The sequence below is a fragment of the Sinorhizobium alkalisoli genome (genome assembly GCF_008932245.1).
Taxonomy (GTDB): Bacteria; Pseudomonadota; Alphaproteobacteria; order Rhizobiales; family Rhizobiaceae; genus Sinorhizobium; species Sinorhizobium alkalisoli.
Map to the genome: position 1 here is coordinate 2,447,301 of NZ_CP034909.1, position 18,681 is coordinate 2,465,981.

The window sequence follows — 18,681 nt, forward strand, 5'->3', positions numbered from 1 at the left end:
GGCGAAATCAAATTTCCCCCACGATCTCCTGCAATTGACCATTGAAGCGCGGCGCAAGCTAGGCTAAGAACCGCTCACAGCCTGCTTCGGCGGCCTTGGCCGCCAACGGATGCACCCGTAGCTCAGCTGGATAGAGTGTTGGATTCCGATTCCAAAGGTCACAGGTTCGAATCCTGTCGGGTGCGCCATTTCTTGGCTATGTCTTCGGTTTGTTATGGGCAATCGTCGCTATTATAATGTTTGCGCGCCGCTGTCTTTGGTGTGACACGGCGCTGCCTTTGGCACAGATCAGCATCAATCTCGTACCCATGGTTATGCGCGGAAAGCCCCATTGCCGCTGACTACACAATTGATCGAGCACGACAAGCTCAACTTCAATATCATAGCTGAAGCCACCGCGGGCTGCGCGCCAAGGAGCGCGATGCGCCTTGCCCTCGGTCGCCCTCTCGAACGCCATCAAGTGGGCCGCGAACACGGTCGCGTCCCCCGGTGCCATGCGTTACCAGCTAACGTCAGAAGCCAACCTACGGCTCATTTTATCTTCATACAGATATCGCCTTGGTGACCATAACCAAGAACATAGACGTCTGAAAAGGAAAGTCGCTTCACTTCTTCGCTCTGGAGAAGCAGAGCTTCCAGATCACGAACCCGATCATCGGTCAAGGCATACATATCCGGCAGTATTTCAATAAGCAGCGTGTCTCCTTTGTGACGAGCCTTTCTCTTGGCGCGTGTCTCCACAGCATCGACGATAAGGCTGAAAAGCTGCTCGGTCGAATATGCTCCCACCTTGTCCGGATCGCCGGCGTGCTCCGCAGGGCGCCTAAAGACGACCAGCTCTTCGTGATCCTGAACATTGATGATCCCGCGTACTTCGCCGCCCTTGATCGCCCGCTCCATCAGTGCAAGCCGTTCCTGGGCCCGTGCGACGGTGACCTCAATCTCTCGCTTGCAGCCGTGCCGATTGCGGACGACACAATCAGGATAAGTACCATCTAAGGCGAATTGAATTTCGTCATCAGGCCGGGCATGTCCCCTGACGAATCGGGCAGCGGGGGTGACCTCATCGCGCAGCTTGGCCATCCGTCTGCGCCCGAGCACGTAGTCGTCAATAAGGCCGATTGACTTAACGAACTGAAAGATTTGTTTGCGCCGCCGCAAGAAGTCGTCCACCGCAAGCCCCTCTTTTAGCGCCGCATAGAAATCGTCGAGTGCGTCGCTATCTGGTTTCACTACGATCTGTCTCCTTGGTCTGCGGCTCTTTCGTTCCAACCTAGTCCGTTGACAGCAATCCTCAAAGCGCTCGCTGCGGGGCCACCGCTTTAGGCGTGTTGTCGAAGAGGCCTTGGCGAACCTGCTAGAAATCGCAAGCTGGCAAAAGCTGAGCCCGGATGTGACGGCTGCCTTCCATGGCAAGCTGAGAGGAAGTTGGCGCTCCTAGGAATGCTGACAGAGCTATGAACATCCTCGACGTGCTTACCCTGACGCCGCCTCAATCAAGCACCCACCCATGTTGCCCTCCCCCACCCCCTATGCTACAGACCCGCCCAATTTGCAGGTTTCATCTGCTGGTTGGAGAGGACGCCATGGCTGACGACGCCCTCTTCCAATCGGGGATGGGCTCGGTCGATGCCCCCCGAACGGAAGAACGCTTTTTGATGCGCGCTGATGTAGCGCTCCCGGGGAAATCTTGTGAGGAGCCGGCCTGTCGCCGGGCCGCGGCGACGATTCCGACGTAACGTCGCCTCCAATTCCATCGATCCCGATCCTCAACCGGAGGCGCCGCCCGCGCACCCCGCGTTCAGGGTTACCGCTCGCCGAGGCCGTCCCGGCGATCCAAGGCAAATTGCAAGAAAACATCATGCATCTGACGACACCCTATTACCTGATCGACAAGTCCAGGCTCCTCCGCAATATGGAGAAGATCGCGCGGCTGCGAGAGGCATCCGGCGCCAAGGCGCTGCTCGCGCTGAAATGCTTCGCCACCTGGTCGGTCTTCGACCTGATGCGCGACTACATGGACGGCACCACCTCCTCTTCGCTCAACGAGGTTCGTCTTGGGCATGAGCGCTTCGGCGGTGAGACGCATGCCTATTCGGTCGCCTATGCGGATTACGAGATCGACGAGGTCGTCAGCCACGCCGACAAGATCATCTTCAACTCGATCGGCCAACTGGAGCGTTTCGCCGACAGGGCTTCCGGCATCGCCCGGGGCCTGCGCCTCAACCCGCAGGTGAGCTCCTCGAGCTTCGATCTCGCCGATCCCGCCCGGCCCTTCTCCCGCCTCGGCGAGTGGGATGTCGCCAAGGTCGAGCGGGTGATGGAGCGGATCTCCGGCTTCATGATCCACAACAATTGCGAGAATGCCGATTTCGACCTCTTCGACCGCATGCTCGGCGTCATCGAGGAGCGGTTCGCGCCGCTCTTGAAGAAGGCCGAATGGGTGAGCCTCGGCGGCGGCATCCATTTCACCGGCGAGGACTATCCGGTCGAGTGCTTCGCCGAACGGCTGAAGCGCTTTTCCGGCGACTATGGGGTTCAGGTCTATCTGGAGCCGGGCGAGGCATCGATCACCAAATCGACGACGCTCGAGGTGACGGTGCTCGATACGCTCTATAACGGCAAACACCTCGCCATCGTCGACTCCTCGATCGAGGCGCACATGCTCGACCTGCTCATCTTCCGCGAAAGTGCCAAGCTTCGGCCGAATAAGGGCCCACACCGCTACATGGTCTGCGGCAAGTCCTGCCTTGCCGGCGATATCTTCGGCGAGTTCGATTTCGAGAAGGAACTGAAGGTCGGCGACCGCATCTCGATCGAGGATGCGGCCGGTTACACCATGGTCAAGAAGAACTGGTTCAACGGCGTGAAGATGCCGGCGATCGCCATCAGGGAACTCGATGGCAGCATCACAACGGTCCGCGAATTCACCTACGCGGATTACGAACAGAGCCTCTCCTGAGGCCTTATCCGGATAGAAGGAGATATCCCGCAAAATGAAGAAGAACGTGCTCATCATCGGCGCCGGCGGCGTCGCACAGGTGGCGGCGCATAAATGCGCCCAGAACAACGACGTGCTCGGCGACATCCATATCGCTTCGCGCACCAGGGCGAAGTGCGACAGGATCATCGAGTCGGTCCATGAGAAGAAGGCGTTGAAACAGCCGGGCGTGCTCGAGGCCCATGCACTCGACGCGCTCGACATCGAAGCGACGAAGGCACTGATCCGGAAGACCGGCGCGGAGATCGTCATCAATGTCGGCACCGCCTTCCTCAACATGTCGGTTCTTCGCGCCTGCATGGACACGGGCGCCGCCTATGTCGACACCGCCATCCATGAAGAGCCCGGCAAGATCTGCGAGACGCCGCCGTGGTACGGCAATTACGAGTGGAAGCGCGCCGCCGAATGCGAGGAAAAGGGCATCACCGCCATCCTCGGCGCCGGCTTCGATCCGGGCGTCGTCAACGCCTATGCGCGGCTTGCCAAGGACGAGTATCTCGACAAGGTGACGGATGTCGACATCGTCGACATCAATGCCGGCAGCCACGGCAAGTACTTCGCCACCAATTTCGATCCGGAAATCAATTTCCGCGAGTTCACCGGCGTCGTCTATTCCTGGCAGAACAATGAGTGGCAGGTGAACCGGATGTTCGAGATCGGCAAGGAATACGACCTGCCGGTGGTCGGCAAGCGCAAGGCCTATCTCTGCGGCCATGACGAGGTGCACTCGCTCGCCAAGAACATGGACGGCGCGGACGTGCGCTTCTGGATGGGTTTCTCCGACCATTACATCAACGTCTTCACCGTCCTCAAGAACATCGGCCTGCTCTCCGAGCAGCCGGTCACGACGGCGGAGGGGCTGGAGGTCATCCCGCTCAAACTCGTGAAGGCCTGCCTGCCGGATCCGGCGTCGCTCGCGCCGGAATATGAAGGCAAGACCTGCATCGGCGACTTCGTGAAGGGGATCAAGGACGGCAAGGAGCGAACGGTCTTCATCTACAATGTCGCCGATCACAAGGAAGCCTACAACGAGGTCGGCTCCCAGGGCATCTCCTACACCGCCGGCGTGCCGCCGGTGGCCGCGGCCATGCTGATCGCCACCGGAGAGTGGGACGTGAAGAAGATGGCGAATGTCGAGGAACTGCCGCCGAAGCCCTTTATCGACATCCTCAACCGCATCGGCCTGCCGACCCGCATCAAGGATGAGAACGGCGACCGGGCGGTGAGCTTCGAAATGGCCGCGGCCTAAAGCGCGTGGAGGCCGCACCGATCGAGGAATCGGTGCGGTCTCGCTGTACGAAACGCCGTCCTGTGTCACTTTGACTTGCAGCGCGTCTCCGGCGACATCCGGCGGCGGCTTTGCTAATCCATCGCGCGCTCGATGATGACCGGCACGGGCCGACAGACCGTATTGCAGACGGGCGAATGCTGCTGGGTGTAGGCCAGCAGATCGTCAAGATCCTTCTCCGGGCAGTCCGCCTTGACATGCATGCGGATGCGGATCTGCTCATATCCGGGCGAAACGGCGTCGTCGAGACCGAGCAGCCCCTGCAGGTCGATGTCTCCTTCGAGCTCTGTCCGGAGCTCACGGACGGTGATCCCGCGCGCCATCGCATGCAAGATGAAGGTCGTCGTGACGCAACCCGCCAGGGCATGCAGAAGAAATTCGACAGGATTGGCGCCTTCATTGTTTCCGAGCAGCACCGGCGGCTCGCCATTGGTGAACTCGAATGCCGACATGCGCGAGCAGTCTTCACGCCCGGCCCCGTAGAAATCCTTGATGGTCGAGCGGTTCTCCCCGCCGTCGATCCACCGGTTGCGCGCCCGGAATTCGAAACGGGCGAGGCTTTTGTCCGCCTTGATCGCGGCGATCGTCTCAAGCGCTGCCTGCACATTGAGACCGTTTACGCGGACGCTGTTCACGACGTGCTCATTCATGGCTCATCTCCATTCCTTTGATCTGCTTTGGCTCGCATCGCCGAGCGGTCTGCAATCGGGCAATGCCAACGAAGATCAGACTAGGGCTTGAGGCGCGTTGGCTTTAGGACGATTCTGGCCGAAAGCGATCCTTTCGTGCCAATATGGAGCGGTTAGCGTGAAACCAGCCGTCAAAGCCTTCATCGTGGCCCTGCCGGAAACCGCAGGCTCCGCGCTCTACGGAATTGTCGACGTCCTCGCCGCGACAGGCACGCTCTGGCGGGAACTGGTGGGCGCGGAACCCGGCGTCGGGCTCATACGTCCAATGATCGTCTCCCCGTCACGGCAATCGTTCCGCTGCGGAAACGGCATTCCGGTCTCCCCCGATCTCGCAATGGAAGAGGCGCGCGACGCGGACATCGTGATCGTGCCTGAACTCTGGCTCGCCCCCGACGACGACATGCGCACACGCTATCCGCAAGTGAAGCAATGGATAATCGATCGCTATCGGGAGGGAAGCACCATCTATTCCGCTTGCTCCGGTTCGGTGCTACTTGCGGCAACCGGTTTGCTCGATGGTCGCGAGGCGACATCGCATTGGGGATATCAGGATCTCTTCCGTCGGCGCTTTCCCGACGTGCGCTTCAATCCAACCCCCAACCTGGTCTTCGGCGATCCCGCCGGCCGCATCGTCACGGCCGGCGGCACGACCTCCTGGCACGATCTGGTGATCCACATCGTCGCGCGTCATTGCAGTCCCGGCGAAGCTCTGAGGATCGCCAAGGTCTATCTCTTGAAATGGCACGGGGAGGGTCAGCTTCCCTATACGAGCCTGGTGCGGCACCAGCCGCATGCGGATGCGGCGGTCCGACGGGCCGAGGAATGGCTCGCCGCCAACTTCCGGCTGCCAAATCCGGTCGCGGGCGCCGTGGCCGCTTGTGGCATCGCCGAACGAAGCCTGAAGCGACGGTTCAAGGCGGCGACCGGGTCGACCCCGATGGAGCGCGTACAGAACCTGCGTATCGAAGAGGCCAAACGACTCCTGGAAGCCGGCGGCGGGGCTTCGTCGGAAGATATCGCGCCAGAAGTCGGTTACGAGAACCCGGCCTTCTTCCGGCGGCTGTTCAAGCGCCATACCGGGCTGACAACCGCAGAATACCGGCGAATGTTTCGCTCTATCTCCCTGGCGGCCGACAGCCGGGATGAGCGGGAAGCTGCCGAGGGGCATGCCCGCGCCAGCTGAGACCGCTACCCCGGCGACCCCTCCCCCCGTCGCTCCAGCCAATCCTTCAGCGCGACCGCATTGTTGCGGCTCTCGTCGCGCGCCGCATAAAGCAGCGTCACCGGTCCTTGCGCCAGCCGGTCGAGAAGCTCGCCTGCCGCCGCCGCCTGTGCAGCCCCGCCTTCCAGTTCGCCGGCATAGGCTTCGCAGAACGCCTCCCAGTCGTCCGGCTTGCCATGGAAGCGCTTGCGCAGCGCGTCGCTCGGCGCGATCTCCTTCAGCCAGAGGTCGATCCGCGCCTTCTCTTTGGCGATGCCGCGCGGCCACAGCCGGTCGACGAGAATGCGCGTTCCGTCGTCCGGCCCCGGCGCTTCATAGACACGTTTCAGTCGCAGTTCCCCCATCCGTCCCCCGGAAGCACTTTACGTGAAGTGACCACCCATCCCGCCCGAATGCAAGAGTCCGGGCGAGATGCGGCGCCTCAGCGGACGCTATTCGCGCATGAAGGCCTCGACCTCCTCCTGCGTCACCTCGCCATTGCCGTCGGCGTCGATCGCGTCAAAAATGCGCTTGTGAATGGTGCTGATCTCCTCGAAGGAGAGCGCATCGTTGCCGTCGGCATCGGCGATCGCGAACATCATCTTCATCATGTGCCCGCGTCCCCCCATCATCCGGCCGTGATATCCCATACGGCCCTGCCGCATCATGTCGCGCGGCATCGCGCGCTGCTGCCCCGCCTGGGGCGCCTGATCCGGCGTTTCCGCCTGCGGCGCCTCCGGCGCGGCCTCCGGTTCCTGAGGCGCATCGGCCGCCTGGGCGGCGGCGATGTTCGTCGAGCCCAGGGTCATGATGACAGCGAGGGCGGCCACCGCTGGCAATCGCATCGATAACATGAGATTCCTCCTTTGGTTGGACAGAACAGGGTGGGCGGGAAAGCGCGCCTTGCGCTTGACCCCCCCCCGCGCTTGCGTCGCGGCCTCCTCTCCGGTTCATGCCGCTCCGCGGGCGTCTACCGGCTGCACATTCTGGTTCATGCGGAACAGATTGCCAGGATCGTAGCGGCGCTTGACCTCGACGAGCCGGTGATAATTGCCGCCATAGGCCGCCTCCACCCGGTTGACCTCATCGGCCGGCATGAAATTGACATAGACGGTGCCGGCGGCATGCGGCCTCATCGCCTCGTAAACCTGGCGCGCCCACCCGATACAGGTCTCGTCCATGGCCGGTTCGCGCCAACGGGCATGCACATTCATGACGAAATGCGAATGGCGCTGCGGAAATGCCGTCTCCTCCGCCGCGATCCGGCCAGCCAGGCCGCCCACATGGCCGATGAAAACCTCGCATTCCGGCCCCGGCAGCTTCCGGATCGCCTCGATCAGAACATCGATCGCTGCGTCGGAAAGCTCGAGGAGATCATGGCTCTTCCAGTAGTTGCGGGCCCCCGGCGTCAGCAGCGGATCGAAAGCCTGCTCCCAGGCGAGGAAGGGATGGGGCGAGACCACGTCCACGATCGGATTGCCGATCGCGCGCAGGGCGGCCGTTGCTTTCTCGCCCGCCGCGATGTCACCGCAATAGCAGATGGCGAGCACCACGACTTCCTTGCCGTGCCACTCCTCAGGAATGAACGTCAACGGTGGTGCCTGACGCAGGACGACCCAGCAGGTGAGTTCGTCCGGCGCCGCCTCCAGCGCCTGCCGGTATTGCGCAAGGACTTGGCGCGCATCGTCGAAGGGGTGCACGACCAGCCCCGAAAGCACCTCTGGGCCGAGCTCGTGCAGGGCGAATTCGAAAGCCGTGACGACGCCGAAATTGCCGCCGCCGCCCTTCAAGGCCCAGAAAAGGTCGCGATGCTCCGTGGGATTCGCGCGCAGCAGCTCGCCGTTCGCCGTCACCACGTCCGCGGAGAGCAGGTTGTCGCAGGTCAGGCCGAATTTGCGCGCGGTCCAGCCGAACCCGCCGCCAAGCGCCAGTCCCGCAATGCCGGTGGTGGAGTTGATGCCGACGGGCAGCGCCAGTCCGAAGGCCTGGGTTTCCTTGTCGACATCGGCGAGCGTCGCGCCGGGTTCCACCCAGGCCCGTTTCGTCGTCGCATCGACGCGCACGGATTTCATGGGCGAGAGGTCGATCATCAGCCCGCCGTCGCACACGGCATTGCCGGCGATGTTGTGGCCGCCGCCCCGCACCGCCACCAGCAACTGGCTCTCCGCCGCGAAGCGAACGGCATTGATGACGTCGGACGCGCCGGCGCATTGCACGATCAAGCCGGGCCTGCGGTCGGTCATCGCATTCCAGATCGAGCGCGCCTCCTCGTAACCCGGATCACCTTGCTTCAGCACCCGCCCGCGCAATCGGCCTTGAAGCGCTTCGACAGCCGCGGCGCCGACGGTTGTTTTTCCTGCTTGCAGATTGGTGAGGCTCATATCGTTCATGATCCGCTCCTCCCGCGGTGGACCTCTGCCCCAGCAGTCGAGCATTCTGCGCCCTTGTAGGTCGGCCCGCAAGCAAGGCCGGCCCCGGCCGTCTACACATCTGTGGGAGCGGCCCCGCTCATGACAAACTCAGCGGTTCTGCCCGCATCAAGGAAGGATGGGATCAACCCGGCGCCGGCGCGGCCTCTCGGCGGAAGCCCTTGCTCGCCACCATCAGGTTCAGCGTGTAATTCTCGGCAATGCGGCCGGCTACGAGATCGGCCGAGGTGAGCCGCTCGACGACGCGCCCGCCCTGCATCACCGCCAGGCGATCGCACATATGGGTGACGACGCCGAGATCGTGGCTGACCAGGAGAAATGTCAGCTTGCGCCGCTGGCGCACCTCTTCGAGTAGGTTCAGCACCTCCGCCTGAACGGAGGCATCGAGCGCCGATGTCGGTTCGTCGAGGAGCAGGATCGAAGGCTCGAGGATCAGGGCCCGCGCGATCGCCACGCGCTGCCTCTGGCCGCCGGAAAGCTGATGCGGATAGCGGAAGCGGAAGCCGGAGCCGAGGCCCACCTCGTCGAGCGCCGTCAGGATGCGCCGCTCACTATCGCCGAACCCGTGGACCGCGAGCGGCTCCGCCAACTGCCGGTCGATCGTCTGGCGTGGATGCAGCGATCCGTAAGGATCCTGGAACACCATCTGCACCGCGCGGTAAAAGGTCTTGTCGCGCGCGCCTTCAAGCGCCCGCCCCTGGACCCGAATGATGCCTGCGCTTGTCGGCGCAAGCCCGGCGATCGCGCGCAGGAGCGTCGATTTTCCCGAGCCGGACTCGCCGACGAGGCCGAAGGATTCTCCCGCCGCGATCTCGACGCCGACGTCGTCCACCGCCTTGAAGCCGTCGAAGAGGACGCTGAGATTTTCAACCGATACGGCCGCGGTCATAGCGCCCACTCCGGCTTGCGGTCGAGCACCGGCAGGGGGTGGCGGTCGGCGCCGATCACCGGCATGCAGTTCAGGAGACCCTGCGTATAGGGGTGTTTCGCATTGGCGAGATCCAAGGCGGCGATCTCCTCGACGATCCGCCCCGCATACATGACGAGCACCCGGTCGCAGAAGGAGGACACGAGCCGCAGATCGTGTGAAACGAAGATCAGCCCCATGCCGCGCTCCGACACAAGTTTGTCGAGGATCGACAGCACCTCGAGCTGCACGGTCACGTCGAGGGCCGAGGTCGGCTCGTCGGCGATCAACAGTTCCGGCCCGGCAATCAGCATCATCGCGATCATCGCCCTTTGACCCATGCCGCCCGAGACCTCATACGGATAGAGGTCGAACACACGCTTCGGGTCGCGGATCTGCACCGCGGCCAGCATGTCGAGCGTCCGTTCGCGCGCCTCCGCGCGACTGACCTTCTCATGTTGCCGCAGCGTCTCGACGATCTGCCGGCCAATGCTCATAACCGGGTTCAGCGAATATTTCGGGTCCTGCAGGATCATGGCGATCCGCTTGCCGCGCAGATCCCTGCGCCGCTTCGGCGGGGCGTTCAAGAGATCGATGCCGTCGAAGGACAGCGTCTTCGCCGTCACCTCTGCCTGCGGCGGCGTCAGCCCCATGATCGCCCGGCCCGTCTGCGACTTGCCGGAGCCGCTCTCGCCGACGATGCCGAGGCGTTCGCGCCCCAGCGTGAAGGACACGCCGCGGACCGCCTCGACCACGCCGGTGCGGGTCGGGAAGCGGACCTTCAGGTCCTCGACCGTCAGAAGGACACTCACTGGCCGCTCTCCCGCGGGTCGAGCGCGTCGCGCAGACCGTCGCCCAGCAGGTTGAAGCCGAGGCTGACGATGAGGATGGCGATGCCCGGCATGGTGGCGACCCACCATTGATCGAGAATGAAGCGCCGCCCCGAGGCGATCATCGCACCCCATTCGGGCAGCGGCGGCTGCGCCCCGAGGCCGAGGAAACCGAGGCCCGCCGCCGTCAGAATAATGCCGGCCATGTCGAGGGTGACGCGCACGATCAGCGATGACAGGCACATCGGCATCACATGGCGGAAGACGATGCGCGCCGGCGACGCCCCCATCAGCCGTACCGCGGCGATGTAGTCGGAGTGGCGCACAGTCAGCGTCTCGGCGCGGGCGATACGCGCATAGGGCGGCCAGGAAGTGATGGCGATGGCGATGACCGCATTCTCGATGCCCGGCCCGAGGGCTGCGACGAAGGCGAGCGCCAGCACAAGCTTCGGAAAGGCGAGGAAGATATCGGTGATGCGCATGAGGACCGCGTCGATCCAGCCGCCGGCATAGCCGGCGACGGCGCCGACGATCAGGCCAACGGGGGCGGCGATGATCGCGACGAGCCCGACGACCACGAGCGTCAGACGCGAACCATGGATCAGCCGCGACAGGATATCGCGTCCCTGATCGTCGGTGCCGAGCAGATAGCCCTCGCTGCCCGGCGGCTGCAGCCGCGCGCCGGCGAGATTGCCGACGAAGGGCGAATGCGGTGCAAGGAAGTCGGCAAAAGCGGCGACGAGCACGAGTGCCATGAGGATCAGAAGTCCGGCAACGGCGAGGTGGTTTGCCGAAAACCGACGCCAGGTCATATAGGCGCGGCCAAACCGCGCCTGCATCCGCGATTGCGGCCGGTCGGAAAGAAGCCATTCGCGCCGCGTCATCGGGCGGCTTTGGGATGCAAGGCTCATCGCGCGCGCGTCCTCGGGTCAAGCGTCCGATAAAGGAGATCGGACAGGAGATTGATGCCGATGAACACCGAGCCTATAACGATGGTGCCGCCGAGCACGGCGTTCATGTCGGCATTCTGCAGCGAATTGGTGATGTAGAGCCCAAGCCCCGGCCAGGCGAAGACCGTTTCGGTCAGCACCGAGCCCTCGAGCAGCCCCGCATAGGAAAGCGCGATCACGGTCACCAGCGGCACCGCCGCATTGCGCAGTGCGTGGCCCCAGATGATCCGCACCTCGGAAAGTCCCTTAGCGCGCGCGGCGACGATATATTCCTGCTGCAACTCGTTCAGCATGAAGCTGCGGGTCATGCGGCTGATATAGGCAAGCGAGAAATAGCCGAGCAGCGAGGCCGGCAGGATGATATGCCGGAAGACGTCGCGGAAGACGTCCCACTGACCCTGCCAGAGCGCATCGAGAAGATAGAAGCCGGTAATCGGCGTGAAGCTATATTCGTAGACGATGTCGATGCGGCCGGGATAGGCGACCCATCGCAGCCGCGCATAGAAGACGAGGAGGGCGAGCAGAGCCAGCCAGAAGATCGGCACGGAATAGCCGACGAGACCGATGATGCGGACGATCTGATCGGCAAGACTGCCGCGTTTGACGGCAGCGAGCACCCCGAGCGGCACGCCGATCAGCGCGCCGATCAAGGTCCCGAGCGTCGCAAGCTCGATCGTCGCCGGGAAGACGCGGCGGATATCGGTCATCACCGGATTGGTCGTCAGCACGGAGGTGCCGAAGTCGCCGGAAAGCGCCTGCCGGACATAGATGAAGAACTGCTGGTAGAGGGGCAGGTTGAGCCCCATCGCCTCGCGCGTCCGTTCGACGACATGCGCCGGCGCGCGGTCGCCGAGCACCGCCAGCACCGGATCGATCGGAATCACCCGGCCGATGAAGAAGGTGACGGCGAGCAGGCCGAGATAGGTGGTCGCCACCACGACGAGGAATTGCAGCGCCGCGGCAATGATCTTGCGGGGACGGGCGCGCCGTTGCCCGTTCTCCCGCTCTGTTGCACTCAAGCTCAAGGACACGGTCCTTCCGGCTATTCCTTGGAGACGTTCCAGACGAAGTTCGTATCGAAGCTCGGCCCGAGCTTGTAGTCCTTGACGTTGCCGCGCAGGCCCGCGACCTCCGTCTTCTGGTAGATAATCGCGAAGGGGCTATCCTCGAGAACGGCCTTCTGGAGCTCCTTGTAGATCTCGGCACGCTTGGCGCTGTCGCGCTCGAGAAGCGCCTCCCTGGTCTTCTTGCTCAATTCCGGAATATCCCAGGCGTTTCGCCAGGCAAGCGTCTTCACCTTGCCTTCGTCGGAATTGTCCGGATTGCTGGCGAATGTCTCGGCATTCGAATGCGGGTCGAAATAGTCCATCCCCCACTCGCCGATATACATGTCATGGTTGCGGGCGCGATATTTCGTGAGCGTCTGCTTGCCGTCGCCAGGAATGATTTCGAGCTTCACGCCGGCTTGCCCCAGCGTCTGCTGGAAGGACTCCGCAATGCCGGTGACGGGCTGGGTGTTGCGCACGTCCATCGTCACGGAAAACCCGTCCGGATAACCGGCCTTGGCCAGGAGGTCCTTGGCCTTGGCGACGTCGAGCTTATAGGGGTTTTCGTCGAGCGCGCCGAGCACGCCCTTCGGCAGGAACGTCTGGTGGATTTCACCGATCCCCTTGATCAAGGTCGCGCCGATCGCGTCATAGTCGACGAGATATTTGAAGGCCTCGCGCACCTCGGGTTTCGCGAGGTCTTCGTTCTTCTGGTTGAGACTGATGTAATAGATGGTGCCCTTCGCCGCGTCGGTCGTCCAGAGGTCTGCATTTTTCGAAACCGCCTCGTAGTCGCCCGGCTCGAGATTGCGCGCGACGTCGACATCGCCGGCTTCGAGCGCGAGGCGTTGGCCGGAGCTTTCCTTCATATGCCGGTAGATGACCCGGGCGAGCTTCGCCTGTTCGCCGTAGTAATTGTCGTTGCGCTCCAGCACGACAACCTCGTTGGCTCGCCATTCGCGCAGCTTGAAGGCCCCGGAGCCGGCATAGCCGGTCTTCAGCCACTCATTGCCGAAGTCGTTGTCGTATTTGTAGGTGTCGCTCGGCTCGACGGATTTCACATGCTCGAGCACCAGCTTCTTGTCGACCACCGAAGCAACGGTGGCGGTCAGGCAGTTGAGCACAAAACTCGGCGCGTAGGGCTGGTCAACCGTGAACACAAAAGTCCCTTCGTCAACGGCCTTGGCCTTTTCGGTGACGTTGTCTCCCGTCAGACCGAATTGCGTGAGAATGAAAGCCGGGCTCTTGTCGAGCTTGACGGCGCGTTCGAAGGAATAGGCAACGTCCTCGGCGGTGATCGGATTGCCGGACGCGAATTTCATGCCGGGCTTCAGCTTGAACGTATAGGTGAGGCCGTCGTCGGACACCTCCCAGCTTTCGGCGAGATCGCCGATCACCTTGCTCGTGTCGTTGAGATCGAGGCGGACGAGCAGGCTGTAGGTGTTGCTGGTCATCTCGGCGGTCGAAATCTCGAAGGCCTCACCCGGATCCATGGTGATGATGTCATCAATCGCCCAGGCCTGGACGAGCGTGTCTTTCGGCGTCTCGGCAAATGTCGGCTGAGCCACGCCCATGGCAAGTGCCATGGCCGCAGATGCAGCCAGAAGTCGAAAACGTCCATGGAGCTTGTGCATCATTTTACGCTTCCCTCTTTTTTTGCCCTTTGCGGGCTCTTCTTCACGAATTCAGGCATCCTCGTGCCAGGCTTTTGCGAGAACTCTCAACCAGTTCTCGCCGCATATCTTCTTGAGCTCGCGATCGCCATAGCCGGCCTCCCTCAGCGCTGCGACGAGCCGCTGATTGCCCGCCGCGTCGCCGATTGCCTCCGGGATCGTCGCGCCGTCGAAATCCGAGCCGAGCGCGATGCAGTCGATGCCGAGGCGCTCGACCATGTAGTCGACATGACGGACCATGTCGGCAAGCGGCGTCGCGGCGTTTTCCTGTCCATCCGCGCGGAGCATCGTCGTCGCATAATTGAGGCCGACGAGCCCCTGGCTTTCCCCGATCGCATCGAGCTGCCGGTCGGTGAGATTGCGGGCGACGGGCGTCAGTGCATGCGCATTGGAATGGCTGGCGACGAGCGGCTGGTCGGTGGTCTTCGCGACGTCCCAGAAGCCCTTTTCGGTGAGGTGGGCGAGATCGACCAGGATGCCGAGCCGGTTGCAGGCGCGCACGAGTTCGAAGCCGGCTTCCGTCAGGCCGCCGCCGCTATCCGGCGACATCGGATAGGCGAAGGGCACGCCGTGGCCGAAGACATTGTGGCGGCTCCACACGGGACCGAGCGAGCGAAGCCCGGCCGCATGGAAGGTCTCGAGCCCAGCCAGGTCCGGCCCGATCGCCTCGCAGCCTTCCATGTGGAGCACTGCCGCGAAGACCCCGTCGTCGATCGCTCTCCGGATTGCGTCGGTCGAGCGGCAGAGCCGCCAGGCGCCGGCCCGGTCGAGCCTGAAGGCGATGTCTGCGATCTCAAGCGCAGTTGCGAGCGACGGCAGGTGGTCGAGCGGAGCGGAGAGCGGCGTCGCATAATGGCCATTGGTGTCCGGCACCCTCAGGACAAGATCGCCGGACGGGATGTATATGGCGCAGAGCCCGCCGATGAGGCCGCCCTCCCTCGCCCGCGGCGCATCGATATGCCCCTTGTCGGTTCCGTCGATAAACTCCGCCACCGGATCGCTGCCGCCGCGTTCGCGCTGCCAAAGCCGCAGGAGCACGTCGTTATGGCCGTCGAATACCGCCTGCATGCGCAGAATTCCTCGTTATATCAGGGAGATCGGATGGATCATCCGCCATGCCGCGCCCGTGGGTGGACCGGTCGATGCTATTGAAAGGCACCGGCCATTTCAATGAATTTCCAGGGGCCCGCCCGCGGGCACCTGTAGCGAAATGTTGCAGGAAAGCCGCAATCGCATGGCGAGGACCTGTCGAACGAGACGCGCAGGACGATCGAATTGGTGTCAGGCGAGCGAAAATCTGCGATAGCTATGCGCAAAGAGCCGATGACCGCCGGTCATGACGACCGTCTGCCGCATGTCTCCTCGAGAGGCAAGGCGCTGAAGAACAGGCCGAGGGGAATTTGACGTGTCGTCGATCGCTGTTCTCAACCTCGCAATGCGGCTGGCGCGCACCTTCATCTGCCTGGCGCTGATGTTCGGCATTGCCGGCTGCGGCGGGCGACCCGTCGGGGTTCTCGTTCCCTCCGGTTCCGCCGACGGCGCCTCCAAGGTCGATCTCCTGGTCGCCACCACCCGCAAACCCTCCGAGGATCCCGGCATCCTTTTCACCGGCGAGCGCGCCCGGCAATTGTCGCTGACGGAAATCGTCGTCTCGATACCGCCCGAGAAGAACCGAACGGTCGGCCAGGTGCAATGGCCGAAGAAGCTTCCGCCCGACCCGAGCCGCGCTTTCTCGACCGTCAGCGTCGAGCCGATCGAGGCGGGCCCGCAAACGCGCGCCTGGCTCGAGGGGCATCTGCCCCGGAGCCGGCGGGTGCTGATCTTCGTCCACGGCTTCAACAATCGCTTCGAGGATGCGGTTTATCGCTACGCCCAGATCGTCCACGATTCCGGCGCCGACGTCGCTCCAGTGATCTTCACCTGGCCGTCGCGCGCGAGCATCTTCGACTATAATTACGACAAGGAAAGCACCAACTACTCGCGCGATGCGCTGGAGGAACTGCTGCAGCGCGCATCCAAGGATCCCGCAGTCGGCGAGATCACGCTAATGGCCCATTCCATGGGCTCGTGGCTCACCGTCGAAGCACTCAGGCAGATGGCGATCCGCGACGGCCGCGTTGCGCCCAAGATCACCGACGTGATCCTCGCGTCGCCTGACCTCGACGTCGACGTCTTCTCGCAGCAGATGCGGGCGATGGGCAAGGATCGGCCGAAATTCACGCTTTTCGTCTCCCGCGACGACCGGGCGCTGACCGTCTCTCGGCGCATCTCCGGCAATATCGACCGGCTCGGCCAGATCGATCCCACCGTCGAACCCTATCGCAGCCAGCTCGAAAACGCCGGCATCACCGTGCTCGACCTGACGGCACTCAAGGGCGGGGATCGGCTCAACCACGGCAAGTTCGCCGAAAGCCCGGAAGTGGTGCGGCTCCTCGGCAACCGGCTCATTGCCGGCCAGACCGTGACGGATTCGGATGTCGGACTTGGGGAGCGTGTCGGCGCCGTCGCGCTTGGAACCGCGCAAACCGTCGGCAGCGCGGCCAGCGTCGCCGTCTCGACCCCGATCATGATCTTCGACCCGCGTACCCGGCAGACCTATGACGACCAGCTGCGCCGCCTGGGCCAGTCGATGGAAAACACCGTCGGCTCCGCGGTCGCGCCGTAAACGCCTACCGCCTCAATGGAAAGTCGATTTCGAAAAGAGATTGAGAACCAGAACTCCGGCAATGATGAGCGCCAGGCCGAGGATGGCGGCAAAGTCCAGCTTCTGCCCGAAGGTCATGTAACCGACGAGCGAAATCAGCACAATGCCGAGGCCGCTCCAGAGCGCGTAGGCGATGCCAACCGGAATGTAGCGCAGCGTATAGGATAGGAAGAAGAAGGCAACGGCATAGCAGACGACCATGAGCAGCGTCGGCGCAAGCCGGGTGAAATGCTGTGCCGCTTGCATGGCCGAAGTGCCGAGCACTTCGAAGACGATGGCGATCACCAGGACAGTATAGAGCATGGCGGGGTTCATGGGCGACGTCTCCGGTCGGTTAGAGCATGGGATTACAGCGCTGCGCGTCTCTTCAGTCGCGCAAAGGTCGCCGTAGCACCTCGAAATTCGCGCCTCACTGCAACGACAGCGCCTTCAGCCTTTCAAGCAGCTCGGCGCGCATCGCCGTGTGGAGCTCGTGACTCCGCATCAGGTCTGCGAGCCAGACGCCGTCGGCGGCAAACCGGGCGATCAGGCAGTTGGGCGAGCCGTCGGTCTTGGCGAACTCGACCGAACGCCGCGCCACCCAGTCTCGCCAGCGCGCCTTGAGCTGCGGTTCGGCAAGCAGCGCGATCGCCAGCACCTGCCAATCCTGTCCTTCCGCTTCTCCGTCGAGGGCGAAGCAGACGGCGAGATAGGCGCGAGTGAAACGTCCCCGTTCGATATCGTCTTCGGCCATCGCCGCCGCGATCGCCCGGTCGAAGCGGGCGACGAGTTCGTCGAACAGGCCGTCGAGCAGGGCCAGCTTGTTGGGAAAATGGTGCAACAGCCCGCCTTTGCTGACCCCGGCCGCCTGCGACACCCGATCGAGCGTCACCGCGGCGATGCCCTGTTCGAGCGACAGCCGCGCGGCAACCTCCAGCAATTGCTGGCGCACGCGCTCCGGCTGCTTCTTCCTCTGATGGGCACTGATCATCGCATATTAAACATACCGTCTGGACGGTTTGTCAAGAGGCGCATTTCAAATGCGCCGCCGCCGCGATGAAACGCCGCAAGCGGCGAGCAGGCATTGTCCGCGGGTCGGGCCCGCGATACGACATCCGTTCGAAGGAAACGGCGATGACGGAAACGACGACGCTTTACGAGGCGATCGGCGGCGACGCGACGGTGCGGACGCTGACGCGGCGCTTCTATGAACTCATGGACAGCCTGCCGGAGGCGACTCGCTGCCGCGCCGTGCATCCGCCGGACCTCGCGGGCAGCGAGGAAAAGCTCTACGAGTACCTGACCGGCTGGCTCGGCGGCCCACCGATCTATGTGGAGAAGCGCGGCCATCCGATGCTGCGCCGCCGCCATTTCATCGCCGGGATCGGACCGGCCGAACGCGATGAGTGGCTGCTCTGCTTCACCCGCGCCCTGGAGGAAACCGTCTCCTATCCGAAGCTTAGGGAAATCATTCTCGCGCCGATCACGCGGCTCGCCTTTCACATGCAGAACAAGGAATAGTGTCGAATGCCGAACGGGGCGCTGCGCTCGACCATGCTTTTCGTCGCCGGGCTGATGGGCCTCTTCGGCGTCGCCGCGGCCGCCGCCGCTTCGCACGGGGCCGATCCGCGGCTCCTCGGCGGCGCATCCGCCATGTGCCTCGCCCATGCGCCGGCGGTCGTCGCGCTCCATGCCGGATGGGCGCATTTTCGCACGGCGGCTATCGCGGCCCTGCTGCTCGCCGCAGGAACGGCCGTCTTCGCCGGTGACCTGACGCTCCGTCATTTCGCCGGCCACGGCCTCTTCCCGATGTCGGCACCCCTCGGCGGGCTGACGATGATGGCGGGGTGGCTCGCCGTGGCGCTCGGGGCGTTTTTTCCGCGTCGATAGTTTTGCTGGGTCGGAGGCGTTATTCGCGCTGGTGCCCTGGATACCCCCTCTGGCCTGCCGGCCATCTCCCCCACAAGGGGGAGAAAATGTGCGG

Annotated in this window: 19 protein-coding genes and 1 tRNA gene; 7 read left to right on the top strand and 13 right to left on the bottom strand. The window is 63.3% G+C overall.

Going from position 1 to position 18,681, the window contains the following annotated elements:
• The first annotated feature begins 111 nt into the window (after positions 1-111).
• Positions 112-188 (top strand) — tRNA-Arg (locus tag EKH55_RS11900).
• 343 nt (positions 189-531) lie between these two features.
• On the opposite strand, the gene EKH55_RS11905 is transcribed toward EKH55_RS11900, so the two are convergent.
• Positions 532-1,233, bottom strand: a complete 702-nt coding sequence (locus tag EKH55_RS11905) for a hypothetical protein (protein ID WP_151611564.1) — start codon at positions 1,231-1,233, stop codon at positions 532-534.
• A gap of 628 nt (positions 1,234-1,861) precedes the next feature.
• Between EKH55_RS11905 and EKH55_RS11910 the strand changes: the two genes are divergently transcribed.
• Together EKH55_RS11910 and EKH55_RS11915 are read left to right on the top strand one after the other, a co-directional pair.
• A complete protein-coding gene (locus EKH55_RS11910) occupies positions 1,862-2,962 on the top strand; it encodes a carboxynorspermidine decarboxylase (RefSeq protein ID WP_069458106.1) in 1,101 nt (366 codons plus the stop codon).
• A 34-nt stretch (positions 2,963-2,996) separates the two neighbouring features.
• Positions 2,997-4,250, top strand: coding sequence for a saccharopine dehydrogenase family protein (locus tag EKH55_RS11915; RefSeq protein ID WP_069458107.1), 1,254 nt, complete (start codon positions 2,997-2,999; stop codon positions 4,248-4,250).
• Between the two features lie 113 nt (positions 4,251-4,363).
• Here the strand turns inward: EKH55_RS11915 and EKH55_RS11920 are convergent, their stop codons facing one another.
• A complete protein-coding gene (locus EKH55_RS11920; RefSeq protein WP_106407811.1) occupies positions 4,364-4,939 on the bottom strand; it encodes an OsmC family protein in 576 nt (191 codons plus the stop codon).
• 157 nt (positions 4,940-5,096) lie between these two features.
• Here EKH55_RS11920 and EKH55_RS11925 point away from each other — a divergent pair, with 157 nt between their 5' ends.
• Positions 5,097-6,161, top strand: coding sequence for a GlxA family transcriptional regulator (locus EKH55_RS11925; RefSeq protein ID WP_069458108.1), 1,065 nt, complete (start codon positions 5,097-5,099; stop codon positions 6,159-6,161).
• Positions 6,162-6,166: 5 nt separating this feature from the next.
• Here the strand turns inward: EKH55_RS11925 and EKH55_RS11930 are convergent, their stop codons facing one another.
• The 9 genes from EKH55_RS11930 to EKH55_RS11970 form a co-directional block, all read right to left on the bottom strand.
• On the bottom strand, positions 6,167-6,544 hold the full coding sequence (locus EKH55_RS11930) for a DUF488 domain-containing protein (protein WP_069458109.1): 378 nt from the start codon (positions 6,542-6,544) through the stop codon (positions 6,167-6,169).
• Between the two features lie 87 nt (positions 6,545-6,631).
• Positions 6,632-7,033: an EF-hand domain-containing protein gene (locus EKH55_RS11935; protein WP_069458110.1), complete on the bottom strand. Its 402-nt coding sequence runs from the start codon at positions 7,031-7,033 to the stop codon at positions 6,632-6,634.
• Positions 7,034-7,129: 96 nt separating this feature from the next.
• A complete protein-coding gene (locus EKH55_RS11940; RefSeq protein WP_069458111.1) occupies positions 7,130-8,569 on the bottom strand; it encodes an FAD-binding oxidoreductase in 1,440 nt (479 codons plus the stop codon).
• 163 nt (positions 8,570-8,732) lie between these two features.
• Positions 8,733-9,497, bottom strand: coding sequence for an ABC transporter ATP-binding protein (locus EKH55_RS11945; protein ID WP_069458112.1), 765 nt, complete (start codon positions 9,495-9,497; stop codon positions 8,733-8,735).
• Complete coding sequence (locus EKH55_RS11950) at positions 9,494-10,327, bottom strand: ABC transporter ATP-binding protein (protein WP_069458113.1); 834 nt, start codon at positions 10,325-10,327, stop codon at positions 9,494-9,496. The genes EKH55_RS11945 and EKH55_RS11950 overlap by 4 nt, the downstream gene beginning before the upstream one ends.
• Positions 10,324-11,256, bottom strand: a complete 933-nt coding sequence (locus EKH55_RS11955; RefSeq protein WP_151611565.1) for an ABC transporter permease — start codon at positions 11,254-11,256, stop codon at positions 10,324-10,326. Before EKH55_RS11955 ends, EKH55_RS11950 begins: the two co-directional genes overlap by 4 nt.
• A complete protein-coding gene (locus EKH55_RS11960) occupies positions 11,253-12,314 on the bottom strand; it encodes an ABC transporter permease (RefSeq protein WP_106407812.1) in 1,062 nt (353 codons plus the stop codon). Before EKH55_RS11960 ends, EKH55_RS11955 begins: the two co-directional genes overlap by 4 nt.
• Before the next feature lie 23 nt (positions 12,315-12,337).
• A complete protein-coding gene (locus tag EKH55_RS11965; protein ID WP_069458116.1) occupies positions 12,338-13,978 on the bottom strand; it encodes an ABC transporter substrate-binding protein in 1,641 nt (546 codons plus the stop codon).
• Positions 13,979-14,026: 48 nt separating this feature from the next.
• A complete protein-coding gene (locus tag EKH55_RS11970) occupies positions 14,027-15,082 on the bottom strand; it encodes a dipeptidase (RefSeq protein WP_069458117.1) in 1,056 nt (351 codons plus the stop codon).
• A gap of 367 nt (positions 15,083-15,449) precedes the next feature.
• Here EKH55_RS11970 and EKH55_RS11975 point away from each other — a divergent pair, with 367 nt between their 5' ends.
• Positions 15,450-16,679 (top strand): alpha/beta hydrolase, encoded by a 1,230-nt coding sequence (locus tag EKH55_RS11975; RefSeq protein WP_069458213.1) that lies wholly within the window; start codon positions 15,450-15,452, stop codon positions 16,677-16,679.
• A gap of 12 nt (positions 16,680-16,691) precedes the next feature.
• Here the strand turns inward: EKH55_RS11975 and EKH55_RS11980 are convergent, their stop codons facing one another.
• Together EKH55_RS11980 and EKH55_RS11985 are read right to left on the bottom strand one after the other, a co-directional pair.
• A complete protein-coding gene (locus EKH55_RS11980; RefSeq protein ID WP_069458118.1) occupies positions 16,692-17,033 on the bottom strand; it encodes a DMT family transporter in 342 nt (113 codons plus the stop codon).
• Positions 17,034-17,127: 94 nt separating this feature from the next.
• On the bottom strand, positions 17,128-17,688 hold the full coding sequence (locus tag EKH55_RS11985; RefSeq protein ID WP_069458119.1) for a TetR/AcrR family transcriptional regulator: 561 nt from the start codon (positions 17,686-17,688) through the stop codon (positions 17,128-17,130).
• Between the two features lie 143 nt (positions 17,689-17,831).
• Here EKH55_RS11985 and EKH55_RS11990 point away from each other — a divergent pair, with 143 nt between their 5' ends.
• Complete coding sequence (locus tag EKH55_RS11990; protein ID WP_069458120.1) at positions 17,832-18,218, top strand: globin domain-containing protein; 387 nt, start codon at positions 17,832-17,834, stop codon at positions 18,216-18,218.
• A gap of 6 nt (positions 18,219-18,224) precedes the next feature.
• Positions 18,225-18,587, top strand: a complete 363-nt coding sequence (locus tag EKH55_RS11995) for a DUF423 domain-containing protein (RefSeq protein ID WP_069458121.1) — start codon at positions 18,225-18,227, stop codon at positions 18,585-18,587.
• Positions 18,588-18,681: the final 94 nt, after the last annotated feature.